Origin of the sequence: Agrobacterium sp. Ap1 (genome assembly GCF_017313375.1) — a bacterium.
Classification (GTDB): Bacteria; Pseudomonadota; Alphaproteobacteria; order Rhizobiales; family Rhizobiaceae; genus Neorhizobium; species Neorhizobium cellulosilyticum.
In genome coordinates this window covers 150,081-165,091 of sequence record NZ_JAFLMY010000007.1, presented here as the reverse complement: position 1 = coordinate 165,091, position 15,011 = coordinate 150,081, and the positions used below count along the sequence as shown (strand labels likewise).

General features: G+C 60.6%; 14 protein-coding genes. 6 read left to right on the top strand and 8 right to left on the bottom strand.

Features of this window, described 5'->3' with window-relative positions:
- The first annotated feature begins 6 nt into the window (after positions 1-6).
- From JZX87_RS16020 to JZX87_RS15995, 6 genes are read left to right on the top strand one after another with little or no spacing between them, the layout of a single operon-like run.
- On the top strand, positions 7-792 hold the full coding sequence (locus JZX87_RS16020) for an SDR family NAD(P)-dependent oxidoreductase (protein ID WP_206826720.1): 786 nt from the start codon (positions 7-9) through the stop codon (positions 790-792).
- A gap of 15 nt (positions 793-807) precedes the next feature.
- A complete protein-coding gene (locus tag JZX87_RS16015) occupies positions 808-1,728 on the top strand; it encodes a polysaccharide deacetylase family protein (RefSeq protein WP_206826718.1) in 921 nt (306 codons plus the stop codon).
- Positions 1,725-3,266, top strand: coding sequence for a gamma-glutamyltransferase family protein (locus JZX87_RS16010; protein ID WP_206826716.1), 1,542 nt, complete (start codon positions 1,725-1,727; stop codon positions 3,264-3,266). The genes JZX87_RS16015 and JZX87_RS16010 overlap by 4 nt, the downstream gene beginning before the upstream one ends.
- Positions 3,263-4,237 carry an ABC transporter ATP-binding protein gene (locus JZX87_RS16005; protein ID WP_206826714.1) on the top strand — a complete coding sequence of 325 codons (975 nt, stop codon included), beginning with the start codon at positions 3,263-3,265 and terminating at the stop codon, positions 4,235-4,237. The genes JZX87_RS16010 and JZX87_RS16005 overlap by 4 nt, the downstream gene beginning before the upstream one ends.
- Positions 4,234-5,238 (top strand): ABC transporter ATP-binding protein, encoded by a 1,005-nt coding sequence (locus tag JZX87_RS16000; protein WP_286194782.1) that lies wholly within the window; start codon positions 4,234-4,236, stop codon positions 5,236-5,238. Before JZX87_RS16005 ends, JZX87_RS16000 begins: the two co-directional genes overlap by 4 nt.
- The gene (locus JZX87_RS15995; protein WP_206826713.1) at positions 5,235-5,633 is read left to right on the top strand and encodes a RidA family protein; all 399 of its coding nucleotides are present in this window, start codon (positions 5,235-5,237) and stop codon (positions 5,631-5,633) included. The genes JZX87_RS16000 and JZX87_RS15995 overlap by 4 nt, the downstream gene beginning before the upstream one ends.
- An 82-nt stretch (positions 5,634-5,715) precedes the next feature.
- Here the strand turns inward: JZX87_RS15995 and JZX87_RS15990 are convergent, their stop codons facing one another.
- The 8 genes from JZX87_RS15990 to JZX87_RS15955 all read right to left on the bottom strand — a co-directional run bounded on the left by JZX87_RS15990 (position 5,716) and on the right by JZX87_RS15955 (position 14,864).
- Positions 5,716-6,720: a LysR family transcriptional regulator gene (locus JZX87_RS15990; protein WP_206826711.1), complete on the bottom strand. Its 1,005-nt coding sequence runs from the start codon at positions 6,718-6,720 to the stop codon at positions 5,716-5,718.
- A 220-nt stretch (positions 6,721-6,940) separates the two neighbouring features.
- A complete protein-coding gene (locus JZX87_RS15985; RefSeq protein WP_183685820.1) occupies positions 6,941-7,777 on the bottom strand; it encodes an alpha/beta fold hydrolase in 837 nt (278 codons plus the stop codon).
- A 313-nt stretch (positions 7,778-8,090) separates the two neighbouring features.
- Positions 8,091-9,695, bottom strand: coding sequence for an MFS transporter (locus JZX87_RS15980; protein WP_183685637.1), 1,605 nt, complete (start codon positions 9,693-9,695; stop codon positions 8,091-8,093).
- Entirely contained in the window at positions 9,692-10,135 is a 444-nt protein-coding gene (locus JZX87_RS15975; protein ID WP_206826710.1) for a DoxX family protein, read from the bottom strand. Before JZX87_RS15975 ends, JZX87_RS15980 begins: the two co-directional genes overlap by 4 nt.
- A 328-nt stretch (positions 10,136-10,463) precedes the next feature.
- Positions 10,464-12,446 carry an amidohydrolase gene (locus tag JZX87_RS15970; RefSeq protein ID WP_206826709.1) on the bottom strand — a complete coding sequence of 661 codons (1,983 nt, stop codon included), beginning with the start codon at positions 12,444-12,446 and terminating at the stop codon, positions 10,464-10,466.
- Positions 12,446-12,736 carry a XapX domain-containing protein gene (locus JZX87_RS15965; RefSeq protein ID WP_206826708.1) on the bottom strand — a complete coding sequence of 97 codons (291 nt, stop codon included), beginning with the start codon at positions 12,734-12,736 and terminating at the stop codon, positions 12,446-12,448. The genes JZX87_RS15970 and JZX87_RS15965 overlap by 1 nt, the downstream gene beginning before the upstream one ends.
- A 66-nt stretch (positions 12,737-12,802) precedes the next feature.
- Complete coding sequence (locus tag JZX87_RS15960) at positions 12,803-13,495, bottom strand: hydrolase (protein ID WP_148147001.1); 693 nt, start codon at positions 13,493-13,495, stop codon at positions 12,803-12,805.
- 457 nt (positions 13,496-13,952) lie between these two features.
- Positions 13,953-14,864: a helix-turn-helix domain-containing protein gene (locus tag JZX87_RS15955; protein ID WP_210349063.1), complete on the bottom strand. Its 912-nt coding sequence runs from the start codon at positions 14,862-14,864 to the stop codon at positions 13,953-13,955.
- Between the last annotated feature and the right edge of the window lie 147 nt (positions 14,865-15,011).

Genomic DNA, 15,011 nt, shown 5'->3' with positions numbered 1-15,011 from the left:
CCCGACATGGATTTCAAGAATGAATTTGCCGGCAAGAAGGTCATCGTCACAGGTGCATGCGGCATTATCGGCGGCTGGATAACCAAGGCATTCGCGGAGGCCGGCGCGCAGCTCTGCCTCACCGACCACCGCGCCGAGGCACTGGCTGCGACCGTTGGCATCTACGGAGATCAGGCTTTCGGTATCACGACGAACCTGATGAGTTCGCCCGACATGGACCGTTTCGCCGCCGAGATCGCCAAACGATGGGGTGCGCCGGATATTCTCGTCAACAATGCCGGCATCTATCCCTCGGGCTTTCTGCTCGACATGGATATCGACGATTTCGACGCAATCATGGGCGTGAACCTCAGGGCGCCGTTCTATCTGTCCAAACTGTTTGCCCGGCAGATGGTCGGCAAGGGCGTGAAGGGATCGATCGTCAACATTTCCTCAGGTGCCGCCCGCAAGATGCGGCGCACCGCCGTAACCTATTCGACCTCCAAGACCGCACTCGATCGGCTGACAAAGGGATTTGCCATCGAGCTTGCTGAATACGGTATTCGCGTGAACATCGTCGAGCCGGGTTTTGCCGCCGGCAGCAGCGTTAGCGCCCTGAGCAAGGAACACATCAAGACGGTGACCGACGCCATTCCGCTCGGCCGTGCATCAACCAGCGACGACGTGTCGAATGCCGTGTTGTTCCTGTCGTCCTCCGCCGCATCCTACATCACCGGTGCGACGCTTGCCGTCGATGGCGGCAATTCGATCGGATCGCTCGCCGTCTATCAGGACAAGAAGAAAGCCCTCTAGGCCGAGGAGGAAGCCATGCCAGAACAGAAGCAGGATCCGGCCGCACCACTTTCCGCCTTCCCTGCCTACCAATGGCCGGAGGGAAAGCAATCCGCTGTGCTTTTGTCCGTCGATGTCGATGCCAACTCGCCGTTCTTGTGGTCGCAGGGTGACAGTGCGCCGCAGCGGCTCGGCACCCACGAGATCCGCAATTTCGGCCCACGCACCGGGCTATGGCGGCTGGTCGAACTTTTCGCCCGGTTCGGCTTCAAGGCCAGTTTCTACGTGCCTGGCCATGTCGCGGAACAGCATCCGGACATGCTGCCCGCCCTGCTGGATGCCGGGCACGAGATCGGCCTGCATGGCTATTTCCACGAGATCGTCTCGGAAATCTCCGATAAAGAGTTTACCGGTGCGATCGAAGCGAGCCTCGAACTGTTCGTCAAGCAGACAGGTAAGCGCCCGACAGGCTTTCGCTCACCCGCCTGGGAAATGACACCGCATATGCTGTCCGAGGTCAGGCGGCTGGGGCTCAGCTATGACAGCTCGCTCTCCGGTTTCGACCATCCTTACGAGATCGAGGGCGTGACGGAGATCCCGGTTCAATGGGCCGTCGACGACGCTATCTTCTTCAAGTTCGAAGGGGGCGGGCGGGATCGTTTTCCGATGCAATCCGGCCGCATGGTGCTGGAGGACTGGAAATCGGAGTGGCGCACCCTGCACCGTTTCGGCGGCCTTTTTACCCTCACCGTGCATGACTGGATTTCCGGTCGCGCTCAGCGCATCGCACTGCTCGAAGATCTGCTGCAGGAGATTGCGGCCGAGCCGGCGGCCTGGGTGGCCACCGCAGACGAGATCGCCCGTTTTCATCAGGGCTCTGCCAATCAAAACCGCTTCGCAGTCGAGGCAAGAATACCGCAGCCGATCGGCGCGCGGCGATTTGGAAAAAACGCATGACCGAGAGCTGGACCATCCGCAAGGGCGAGACCCGCAGCCGCAACGGGCTGGTCGCCTGTCAGAACCGACTTGCCGCAGAGGCCGGCGCCGCAGTGCTTTCGCGCGGAGGCAATGCCGTCGATGCGGCAGTCGTGACCACACTGGTGCTGAGTATCGTTGAACCCTGGCTTTCCGGCATCGGCGGCGGCGGTTTCATGCTAAGGGCGGATGGCACTACAGGCGTTGTAGACACGCTCGATTTCAACGTGATCTCGGCGCAGAACCTTGATCCGGAAGATTATCCGCTGACTGCCGGCCGCGACGGCGACTGGTTCAACTGGCCATCGATCGTCGGCGACCGAAATATTATCGGGTATTCCTCGATCTCCACGCCCGGCGCCATTGCGGGACTGGCGGAAGCGCTGGAGAAATTCGGGACACTGACATGGGAAGAGGCGCTGCAGCCGGCAATCGAACATGCGCGGCGGGGAACGAAACTCGACTGGTTTACCGTTCTGGCTCTGGCAATCGATGCTGCAGGCTTGTCGCGTTTCCCCGCATCGTCAGAAATATTCCTTGTCGATGGCCGTCCGCCTCGTGCGCCCGAGCGCGGCGTCGAGGCCTTTCTGCCGATGCCGGTAAAGGCTGTAACGCTGGAGCGGCTGGCAAAGGCCGGGGCGCGCGACTTTTATGAGGGCGAGACGGCCCGCAAGATCGTTGCCGATCTGCAGGATGGCGGATCGCGCATTGGTGCCGAGGATCTGGCAAGCTACCGTCCTCGCTGGCTCGAGCCGCTGAAACACGGTTATCGCGGCCTCGACATCTATGCCATGGGCGGCCTGTCCGGCGGGCCGACGATGATCGACGCAATCAGCGAACTCGACAAGACATTGCCGACGGAAGACCCCTTGTCCGGCAAGAGCGCGCTCGCCTTCGCGCGGGCGCTGCGCCGGGCATCGGAATATCGCCTGCATAGCCTTGGCCATGCCGGTGGTGGGAGCTGCACCACCCATGTCAGCGTCGTCGATTCCACAGGTACGATGGTGTCGCTCACCAATACGCTGCTTTCCCGTTTCGGCTCGAAAGTGGTGCTGCCGCAGACCGGGTTCCTGATGAATAACGGCATGATGTGGTTCGATCCGCGAAAAGGACAGCCGAATTCGATCGCACCGGGTGTGCGACCGCTCGCCAACATGTGCCCGATCATCGCCACCCTCGACGGCAGGCCCTATATGGCACTTGGTGCCGCGGGCGGACGCCAGATCATGCCTGCCGTGGTGCAGCTTCTATCCTATGTGGCATGTTTCGGACTGTCGCTGGAAGACGCTTTCATGAGCCCGCGCATCGACGCGAGCGGGGTGACGATCATAGTCGACCGCCGGGCGCGGGCCGATGTCGCGAACCGGCTGTCGGGCGAATTTCCCGTCGAGATCGTCGAGGACACGCTCTATCCCGTCAATTTCGCCATCCCCTCCGCCGTGATGCGCAATGGCGATGAATTCGTCGCTATGGCGCATCCGAACCACCCATGGGCCGCAACGGCCGAGGAGATGCGATGAGCGGACCAGTCCTCAACGTCAGCGATCTTTCGGTCTCGATCCGCGGCAATACGGTGGTCGATGGTGTCTCGCTTGCGATCGGTGCAGGAGAGATCCTGTCGCTGGTCGGAGAATCCGGCTGCGGCAAATCGATGACGGCCTTTGCCGTGATGGGGCTGCTTCCCAAGGTGGCGAAGATCGACAGGGGCAGAGTGGAGCTCGGCGGCTCCGATCTTGTCAGTATCAGCGAGGAACGGCGACGGCTGCGGCGCGGCGCGGAGCTGGCGATGATCTTCCAGGAACCGGTCGCCTCGCTCAATCCGCTGATGCCGATCGGCAGGCAGATCGAGGAAAGCCTGATCATCCATCGCGGCGTCTCGTCCCGTGAGGCCAAGGCCGCCGCCATCGACATGCTGGCGGAGGTCGGCATTCCCGAGCCGCAGCTGCGGTACCGGCAATATCCGTTCGAGCTTTCCGGCGGCATGTGCCAGCGCGCGATGATCGCCATGGCGCTGATCTGTCGACCGAAACTCCTGATCGCCGACGAGCCGACGACCGCGCTCGACGTGACGATCCAGGCGCAGATCCTCGAACTGATGAAACGGCTGAGGGACGAGACCGACACGGCCATTCTGCTGATCACCCACGACATGGGTGTGGTCGCGGATATGGCAGACCGTGTTGCGGTGATGTATTCCGGCCGGATCGTCGAGGAGGCACCGGTCGAGACGATCTTTGCCAGCCAGCGCCACCCCTATACGCGCCTTCTTCTTTCCACCATTCCCCGGCTCGACGGGCAGGCAAAGACCGAACTGCCGGTCATCGAGGGCACGGTGCCCGATATCGGCTCATGGCCGGCCGGATGCCGTTTCAATCCACGCTGTCCGGTGGCCGGCGACAGGTGTCTGAGCGAAATGCCGGCACTTGCGCCAAGGCCCGACACCGGCCGCGCCGCCTGCTGGCACAGCGATCGCGTGGAGGCGCTTGTCTGATGGCACCTCTTCTCTCGGTTCGTGGACTGAAGGTCCATTTCCCAATCAGCAAAGGCTTCTGGGGCCGCGATATCCGTCATGTGAAGGCCGTGGACGGTATCGATTTCGATATCGCGCCCGGCGAAAGCATGGCGCTGGTCGGCGAAAGCGGATGTGGAAAATCGACGCTCGGTGCGGCCGTCCTTGGAATGCAGATCCCGACCGCCGGCACGATCTCCTTTGCCGGCGAGGAGGTCAGGCATGGAGAACGCCAGACCCGTATCCGGCTTTCCCGCGATATCCAGACCGTGTTTCAGGATCCGGTTTCGGCGCTCAACCCGAAAATGTCAGTCGGCGACAGCATTGCCGAACCGCTGGCTATCCATGGCGTGGGCGATGCGAAGTCGCGGGCCGAGCGGGTAGCCGAACTGCTTTCGCTTGTCGGCCTGCATCCGCAGCATGCAGAGCGGCGGCCAAACGCATTTTCCGGCGGCCAGCGCCAGCGCATCGTCATCGCACGGGCATTGGCGCTGCAGCCGAAACTGCTCATTCTCGACGAGCCGGTTTCGGCGCTGGACGTGTCGATCCGGTCGCAGATCCTCAACCTGCTTCTCGACCTGCAGAGGCGCTTCTGCCTCTCCTACCTGTTCATCAGCCACGATCTTTCGGTCGTGCGTCACTTCGCCGATCGCGTGGCGGTCATGTATCTGGGAAAACTGGTTGAGACCGGGCCTACGGAAGCGGTTTTCGCGCGGCCGGTTCACCCGTATACCGAGGCGCTTCTTTCTGCCGTACCGCTGCCCGATCCGATCGCGCAACGCGCCCGCAGAAGGATAATTCTGACGGGCGACCTGCCGAGCCCGGCCAATCCGCCGGTCGGATGCTCTTTCGTCACCCGCTGTCCGCTGGCCGAAGAGATCTGCCGACGCGAGCCGCCGCCGCTCGTCAAGGTTGGTATGCAGGAGCAGGCGGCATGCCATGTGCGCGCGTCCCGGCTCAACGATGAAGAGTATTTTGCATGACAGAAGAACTGAAGATCACACCAGTCAATGCCGAGAACGCACCGCAATCCCTGCATCGGCGCTATTCGCAGGCGGTCGATCTATCCGGCCACAGCAGGCTGCTGTTCATCAGCGGGCAGATACCGGCAGACAAGGACGGCAAGGTGCCCGCAGGCTTCGAGGAGCAGGCAAGGCATTGCTGGGCCAATGTCATTGCCCAGCTCGAAGCTGCCGACATGGGCCTGTCTAACCTGGTAAAGGTTACGACCTTCCTCAAGCGTTATGAAGACCGCGATATCAATGCAAAGGTACGCTTCGAGGTGATGGGCGAGCATCTTGTCGCTCTCTCGACGATAATCACGGATGTCTACGACCCGGACTGGCTGCTTGAGATGGAGGCGATCGCCGCCGCTTAAGGTTAGGCTACAATCCTACGCAGAGGCTTGTGCAATTTAAAGCCAGTTCGGCGGGACTGGCCGCGGCCGATCAGGCCGAGCCTCATGGAGCCGAGGCCAGTAAACCATCCGATCTGCCGCCCCCCGGTCCTGATGTTCTGGCCGGCACCTTATCGAGCCTGCGGACCGATTTGAAACTTTCGTCGGTGCGAAGATCCGGCATGCTGTGCATGGTTTCGATAAAACGCTGCGCGACCGGCTGAAGTGAACGGTCCGCCTTGCGGATAATGCCCACCCGGCGATTGAACCAGGGAGCATCCACGAGCTTGTAGGCAAGACCTGTCATATTCCCTGCCTCGACGGCGGATGTCGGCAGAATGGCGACGCCGACCCCTGCCCGCACCATGCTCAGCGCCGTCGACATGTAGTTGGCTTCCATGACGACGCTCACCTCGCAGCCTTCACGCTCCATCGAACGCTCGAAAAGCACCCGGACGGTGCTGTTTTTTCGCGTCAGCACCAGCGGATAGGAGGCAAAGTCACTGATCTGCAGAACCGGCGCAGCATTGGCCAGCGGGTGGTCGACAGGAAAGAACGCACAGAGGCTATCGGACACATAATCCTCGACCTTGATCGTCCGGTCGGAACTGATGCGCGTGCCAATGCCGAAATCGACTTCTTCGGCTTTTACCAGCTTCATAATATCTTCACCGACGACATCCCAGACATTGATCTCGATGCCGGGGTTCTGATCGCGGAAAACCATGATCGCACGCGGCAGGAAACTTGCCGCAACCGATGGCAGGGCGGCGATCTTGACTATACCTCTGCGCGCATAGGTGAGGTCGGTTGCCGCGAGCAGGATCTCGTCCATGTTCATGGCGAGGCGTTCCATCAGCGGCAGGATGTTGCGCCCGGCCGGTGTCAGCTCGACGCGCCGCTTGTTGCGGTCGAATAGCTTGATGCCCAGCTGTTCCTCGAGTTGATTTATCTGCACCGTCAATGTCGGCTGGGAGACGTTCAGTTCCTGGGCCGCGCGGGTGAATTTCAAATGATGGACAAGGGCGAGAAAGGCGCGCACCTGGCGGGAGCTGGGAGGAAGTGCCATGGGAACCGGGCTCTTTCGCATAGACGTTTCATTTCGATCGCCTGAGGGCTGGCATTGCGAAATGCCGTCCGCCGAGGCGGGGGATCGAAATAATGGCTAAAGCATCGAGAGCAGGGGGAGATTGATCATTGTCATGAAACAGGAACAAATCTCACTGCGTCCTTATCCGGCGCAGACAGAAAGGGTCGCGGCAATGCAATGCCGCGGCCCTTGTTCAATTTCAGCCCTTGATAAACGCCAGCAGATCGGCGTTCAGGACGTCGGCGTTGACGGTGAGCATACCGTGCGAGAAGCCGGGATAGGTCTTGATCTGGCCGTTCTTCAAAAGCTTGATCGACTTCAGTGCCGCATCAGCGATCGGAACGATCTGGTCGTCTTCGCCATGCAGGACGAGCGTCGGTACGGTGATCGCCTTCAGGTCTTCCGTCTGGTCCGTCTCGGAGAAGGCCTTGATGCCGTCGTAATGTGCCTTTGCGCCGCCCATCATGCCCTGACGCCACCAATTCTGGATCACACCTTCCTGAACCTTGGCGCCGTCACGGTTGAAGCCATAGAACGGGCCGGCCGGAACATCGCGGAAGAACTGCGCGCGGTTGGCGGCAAGTGCAGAACGGAAACCGTCAAAAACTTCCATCGGCAGGCCTTCCGGATTGCTGTCGGTCTTCAGCATCAGCGGCGGGACGGCAGAGACGAGAACCGCCTTGGCGACACGGCCGGCCTTCTGGCCGTGCTTGGCCACATAACGGGCAACTTCGCCGCCGCCGGTAGAATGGCCGATATGGACCGCATTCTTCAGGTCCAGATGCTCGGCGACGGCAAATGCGTCGGCTGCATAATGGTCCATGTCGTGACCTTCGGAGACCTGGGCAGAACGGCCATGGCCACGGCGGTCATGGGCGACGACGCGATAGCCCTTGGAGAGGAAGAACAGCATCTGCGCATCCCAGTCGTCCGACGACAGCGGCCAGCCATGATGGAAAACGATCGGCTGGGCGTCCTTCGGGCCCCAGTCCTTGTAGAAGATTTCGACGCCGTCCTTGGTGGTTACATAAGCCATGGTCTTGTTTCCTTCTGTGGGGTGCTTGGTGGATGCAGCATTGGCTGCAAGGGTGAACGAGGTTGGAATTGCGAGAGTTGCAGCAACGGCAGCTCCAGAGAGCAGAGCGCCGCGGCGAGTGAGGGGGAGGATCGTGTTGGTCATCTTGAACTCCGGGGGTGTCCGTGTGGTTTTGAAAGCCAAGGTATGCGTGTCTGATGCACCGAATATTGTCGAAAAATATTGCAGCCAACAATTGCATCAATAATTTCGAATTAATTGCGATTTTTGAAATTATCACGAGAGGCGGCGGACACCGCCTCTCCATCGCTGCTCAAGCCGTACCGGGCCGGTTGATTGTCAGGAAGTGACGCACGACGGGTTTTTCCGGGCCGCTGTGATAAGCGAGCACTTTCCCCTGCAGATCGGCATCGGCATTCGAGACCCGCTTGTGCTGGCGCAGATGCTCGGCCCAGGATTCGACCATGAACCATTCCACCAGTTTTTCCGGATCACCGCTGTCTTCGGTCACACCCCATCCATAGGCACCGTCTCGGCGGCGTTCCTGGGAAAGTTCGTCGAGAGCATGCAGGAAGGCGGTACGGTGGTGCTTTTCGACATGGTATTCGATGAGGATCAGCACAGGGCCGCGGTCATGGGCGACGGGTTCCGCAACAAGCGGCTCGGGCCAGTGGTTGGATGGGATCATGTCAGCATCGCCAGTCGGCAGTTTCAGGCGGTGCATGATCACGCCGGCGACGAGCAATCCGGCAGCGCCGATCAGCAGCGTTCCCTGAATGCCGGCAGCTTCAGCGACCGCACCCCAGCCAAGACTGCCTGCCGTCATCGCGCCGTTAAAGACGGTAAGGTAGACGGCAAGTCCGCGGCCACGCACCCAGTTGGGCAGGATGGATTGGGCAGCACCATTGAGTGTGGTGAGAGCCGTGATCCAGGCGGCACCGAGGAAGAGAAGAACGACGATGGCGAGCCATTTCGGAGGGGCGAGTGCAAGCGCTCCCATGACCAGAGCGGTGATGATAGCCGCACCGAGCAGAAGACCGTCGGCATCGAGACGCTGACGAAGCTTTGGCATGATCAGCGCACCGCCGATGGCCCCGGCACCCACCGCACCAAGCAGGATACCGTAGAAGCCTGCATCACCACCAAGCAATTGGCGGGCAACGAGCGGCAGGAGCGCCCAGACGGCACTGGCGAAGGCGAAGAAGATTGCAGCACGGGCGAGCACGACATGCAGCGGACGGCTGGCACGGGTGTATCGAAGGCCGGCACGGAATGCACCGAAGAAACCTTCTGCAAGTGCATCATTGGCGTTCTTTGCCCGCGGCCACCAGACGAGAGCGGCGATGACAACGATATAGCTCGCAACGTCCGCACCATAGGTGACACCTGCCCCGAAGGCGGCAAGCAGGAGACCACCGGCAGCCGGGCCGATCGACCGGGCGATATTGATGCCGAGTGAATTCAATGCCACGGCGCTTTTGACATCCTGTCGCGGCACGAGCTCGGGCACGATCGCCTGCCATGTCGGCCCCATCAGCGCGGCGCCGATGCCGCCGACGAAGGTGAGGGCGATCAACGAGCTGATCGACAGAAGGCCGGTATGGGCAAGCGCCATCAGCGTCAGGCTGACCGATGCCAGGAGGATCTGCACCGCGATGAGGAATTTGCGGCGATCGAGAATGTCGGTGAGCACACCCGCCGGGATGGCGAGCAGGAAGATCGGCAGGGTGCCCGCCGCCTGAACCATGGCGACCGCGGCCGGTGAAGCCGAAAGATCCGTCATCAGCCAGGAGCTTGCGACATCACGCATGAAGCTGCCGGTATTGCCGAGAACCGTTGCCGCCCAGAGGACTGCGAAGACCGGTTGGGCGAGCGGGGCAAAGCTGCCTCCGCCAGATTTGGAGGGTGCGGCGCTCATTTGCCTTGTCCTTTGGTAAGATCGATTGCGGCAACGATGACGAAAGCGCCGGCGAGGCCGAGATGTTCGAAGAAGGCATTGGTCGCCATCATGCGATCCATGCCGGGTGCCATTTCCCAGAAGCGAAGGGCAATAAAGGTTGCGAGAAGCGTGAAGCCCGACAGCGCAAGCGCGCCTGCCCAGCGCAGGAAGCCGGACACGACCATGGCGGAGGCCGTCAGTTCGAAGGCGATGACGGCAACGGCGAAGAAGCCGGCCGGATGCAGACCGAAATGCTCCATTTCGGCCAGAGCGCCGTTAAAATCGAAGATCTTGGTCAGCGGGCCCTGGATATAGGCGGCGCAGAGCGCCAGAAGCGCGATGCTGCGCGTCGCAGGGGCGGTGACTACACGGGCGAGCAATGTGCCCGGGCGCGTTGCGGCTGGAGAATGATCGGTCATGTCTGCTCCTCTTAAGGTTTGGCCGGTCGAACCGAGCGGCGCTGTTGTCTGTTGATGGAGCGATATTGGCCGGAAAGATTGCCGCCAACAATTGCAGTAAAAATTCAGATTTAATTGCAAAAATCGCAATTAAATCTATCGAATAGGCTGTCACCTAGGACAGAAAGGCCCCTCCCCACCCTCCCCACAAGGGGAGGGCTTAACCCAGCTGATCCGCCGAAGCTCAATCGAGTCAGGCGCTTGCGGTTGGTTTTCTCCCCCCTTGTGGGGGAGATGGCCGGCAGGCCAGAGGGGGGTGCTTCTTATCCGACAGCCCTATGCCCCGGCCTCACACCGCCCAGCAGGAGCATCCGAGCGCACCGAAGAAGCCCTTCATGTCGGCGATCGGCAGTTTCGAGGTCCAGGCACCGGCGTGGTCATGACCATGGACACCGCAATCGCTGGCGCAGCCGCATGTAGAGATCGCCGTGCGACGCAGCGAGCGGGCGCCGGCACCATCAGGCTCGCCCCAGGCGGCATAACCGCCGAACTTTCGCACCGGAGACCAATCCGGCATGGCCGGCGGGATGTTGCTTTCGTCGAGCGTCTTGAAGTCGCCGGAGCCGTACACGATCTTGCCGCCCACCATGGTCAGATCCGACGTCAGGAACGAGATCTCGTCCTCGGCGCAGGCGAAGAAGTCCTTGCTCGGCACGACGAGATCGGCGAACTGACCCTTCTCGATACGGCCCTTCTTGCCCTCCTCGTTCGAGAACCAAGTGACCTTTTCCGTCCACATGCGAAGCGCGGTCTCGCGGTCGAGGCAATTGGCGCGCGGATAGAGCTGCATGCCGCCGACGGTCTTGCCCGTCACCATCCAGGAGAGCGATACCCATGGATTGTAGGAGGCGACCCGGGTGGCGTCGGTGCCGGCGGAGACGTTGACACCCTTGTCGAGCATGCGCTTGATCGGCGGCGTGGCCTCGGCAACACCGTGGCCATAGCGCTCGACGAAGTATTCGCCCTGATAGGCCATGCGGTGCTGCGTGGCGATGCCGCCGCCAAGCGCCGCGATGCGGTCGATCGAACGCTCGGAAATGGTCTCGGCATGGTCGAAGAACCAGTTGAGGCCTTCCAGCGGAATGTCCTTGTTGACCTTCTCGAACACATCCAGCGAACGAGAGATGGTTTCGTCATAGGTGGCGTGCATGCGCCACGGCCAGCGGTTTTCGGCCAGAACCCGCACCACCTCCTCGAGCTCGCCCTCCATCTCCGGCGCCATTTCCGGGCGCGGCTGGCGGAAATCCTCGAAATCTGCGGCGGAGAACACCAGCATTTCGCCGGCGCCGTTGTGGCGGAAGTAGTCGTTGCCCTGCTTGTATTTGACCGACGACGTCCAGTTGAGGAAGTCTTCCTTTTCCTGCTTCGGCTTCTGCGTGAACAGGTTATAGGCCAGGCGGACGGTCATCTGGTTCTCGTCGGAGAGCTTCTGGATGACCTCGTAATCGTCGGGATAGTTCTGGAAGCCGCCGCCGGCATCGATGACGCCGGTGACGCCGAGGCGGTTCAGCTCACGCATGAAATGGCGGGTGGAGTTGACCTGGTAGTCGAGCGGCAGCTTCGGCCCCTTGGCCAGCGTCGAATAAAGAATGCCGGCGTTCGGCTTGGCTAGCAGCATGCCCGTCGGGTTGCCATTGGCGTCACGGGTGATCTCGCCGCCGGGCGGGTTCGGCGTATCACGGGTGTAGCCGACGGCGCGAAGGGCGGCGCCATTGAGCAGAGCGCGGTCATAGAGATGCAGGAGGAAAACCGGGGTATCAGGCGCGATCGCGTTGATCTCCTCGATCGTCGGCAGGCGCTTTTCGGCGAACTGGTTTTCGGTAAAGCCGCCGACAACGCGCACCCACTGCGGCGCAGGCGTAATCGCCACCTGACGCTTGAGCATGTCCATCGCATCCGCCAGCGAGCGGACGCCATCCCAGCGCAACTCCATATTGTAGTTGAGGCCGCCGCGCACGACGTGGGTGTGGTTGTCGATCAGGCCGGGCAGGACGCGCTTGCCCTTGAGATCGACTATCTTCGTGTCGGGACCGGCAAGCGCCATGATCTCGGCATCGGTGCCGACCTCCTGGAATAGGCCATCCTTGATGGCGATGGCCGTAGCATTTGGATTGGTGCGGTCGAGCGTGGTGACCCGGCCGTTATGAAGAATGGTGTCGGGATTCATCGTATCGGTTCCGGTTTTGACGGGATCGGCAGCGCGGGCCGACGAGAAAAGCGAGGGAAAGGCGAGGCTGGACGCCGCGCCGAGAAGGGTCCGGCGCGTCGGCATCAGCCTTGCTCCTTGGTCGATGAGATCTGGCTACCGGCGATATCGGCAGTGCGCTCATTGCCCTTGGGCAGATGACCGAACATGTGCGGCTTGATCTGCTGGATCCACGAGATCGCCGCGGGCTCCTTGGCCAGAAGCGTTTTCGCCAGGGGAATGATCTGTTCGCCGACGAGAATGCCGAGCAGGCCGACCAAAGCGATGACCGGCGGGGCGGGCGAGCGAACGTTGAGCAGGCTGTAGACGATGCCGACCAGCAGACCGGCGCCGAGAGACAGAAGATAGACTTTCATGGGGAAACCTCCTCGGTGACAGAAAACCGCTCCGATCAGGGGCTATCGGAGCGGTCTCATCGGGCCTTACTTGTTGGCGGGGTTCGGGCCGATGCGCTTGCCGTGGGTGACGCGCTCGGCAGCGTCGTGAACCATGGTATAGGCGTAATCGATGCCCATGCCGTAAGCGCCGGAATGTTCCTTGGCGAGCGAGGTGACGGCATCATAGGTTTCGCGGTGCGCCCAGTCGCGCTGCCATTCGAGCAGGACCTGCTGCCAGGTGACGGGGATGACGCCTGCCTGAACCATGCGGTCCATCGCATACTTGTGGGCGTCGGACGTGGTGCCGCCGGAGGCGTCTGCCACCATGTAGATTTCGAAGTCGGAACGGTCGTTCATTGCAGACAGGGCGAAGGTCGTGTTGCAGACTTCGGTCCACAGGCCCGAAACGACGATCTTCTTGGCGCCATTCGCTGCGTTCTTGTCGAGTGCATCGCGAACATTCTGGTCGTCCCAGGAGTTCATCGAGGTGCGCTCGAGGATATCGTTTTCAGGGAAGACCGACAGCAGTTCCGGGAACGTGTGGCCGGAGAAGGAAAGGGTCTCGACCGTGGTGATGGTGGTGGGAACGCTGAAGATCTTGGCAGCCTTGGCGAGGCCGACGACATTGTTCTTCAGCACCTGGCGGTCCATGGACTGGACGCCGAAAGCCATCTGCGGCTGCTGGTCGATGAAGATAAGCTGGCTGTTCTTCGGGGTCAGGACTTCGAGCTTGGACATTTCAGGTTCCTCTTGGCGTTTGTTGAACCGCTGATGCGGCAGGTTTTGACTTGGCAGCAGCACCCCGCCGGGCGCCGGGGTGTCGGCGCTCGTTTCAGGAGTTCTCAAGTTTTCGGAGCCTTTCAGGCTTTGCCGCTCCGTTCACTCTCGTTCATCTTGGCTGCTGAGAAGGAACCTAAAGCGATTTTGAAATTCACGGAATTGCAATATTAATTACGAATGAATTACGATTTTCGAAACAATGTAGTTGCACCTTCTCTACAGCTCGCATCGTTGGCCGTCACCAAACACTCATTCGGCAGCTCTGCGGAAAATTGCTTAATTGCCGGCAAGGGTCTTGTCTTAAAGTCCTGCGGATTGAACGTAAGGAACGTTAGTTTGACAGACGGCAAAAACGGCCGCGGGGCTGCAAACCTCAGCGCCGGCGGACTATAGCGTTTAAATCAGCGGCTTCCGCTCAGGCGTTCCGCCGCCAGTGCCCAGGTGTTGTTCCCACGACATTGGTGAAAACGCGGGTAAAGTGGCTCTGGTCAGCGAAACCGCAAGCGATTGCCACTTCGGACAGCGGAGCTTCCGAACCCTTCAACAGTTCGCGTGCACGCATTATCCGCTCATTGAGGAGCCATTGATAGGGTGTCACACCGGTGGTTTCGCGAAAGGCGCGGATAAAATAGCCGCGCGAGAGATTGCAGGCACGCGAGACATCCAGAATGGATATGTCTCCATCGAGGTTTTCGAGCAGGAGGTTTTTGGCCAGCGCCTCGTGTGAACGCGACAGTTTCCTCGACCGCAGCGAACTTGCCGGGGTCCTGCTGCCGTAACGCTGGACCAGATGCGTTCCGATCGCCGCTGCTAACTGATCGACAAACAGCTTGCTCGCTTCCTCGGGACGCTCCAACGCTGGGATGAGCGCGCGCACCAGGTTGGCAAGCACCGGGTCGATCGACGCAGTTTCCGCCTCCAGCATCGTGACGCCGGAAAAATCGGATTCTTGCGCGATCTTTCTCAGCGACGCAGGGGAAATCTCAAGCAGGAGCATGTCGAATGCCCCGACGAGATCGGCCCTGTAGGGCTCGGCGAGATTGCGGATGTAGAGCGAATTTTCTTCAAACGCGTGGGTGGTCGAATGATGTTCGTGGAAGATCCGGCGTGTGTGACCGGCAAGCGTAGATATGCCGATGGCAAAACCACGATCGCTGGCAGGCGTTACGACCTGCTCGATCCTGTTCTCACGCGTGCCCTTGCGGAAAAAAGAGATATCCGCCCCCTGGAGAGATTGATCCTTGTAGAGTTTGTCGAAAGGGCATCCGAAACTGTCGGTTTTCTGGCCGGCAGAATATTTCGACCCGCTAATGGATTTACGGAGCAAGGGGCACTACTTTCTCTTTCAACCGCTTATGGGTGACACGCTATTTGATGCCATGGCTGCGAGATTTAGTCTATTCCGTTCTATACCGCACATGATTGTCGATTATGATTGATTACGCCATACCGCTTCAGTCGAAATGGCTAACTG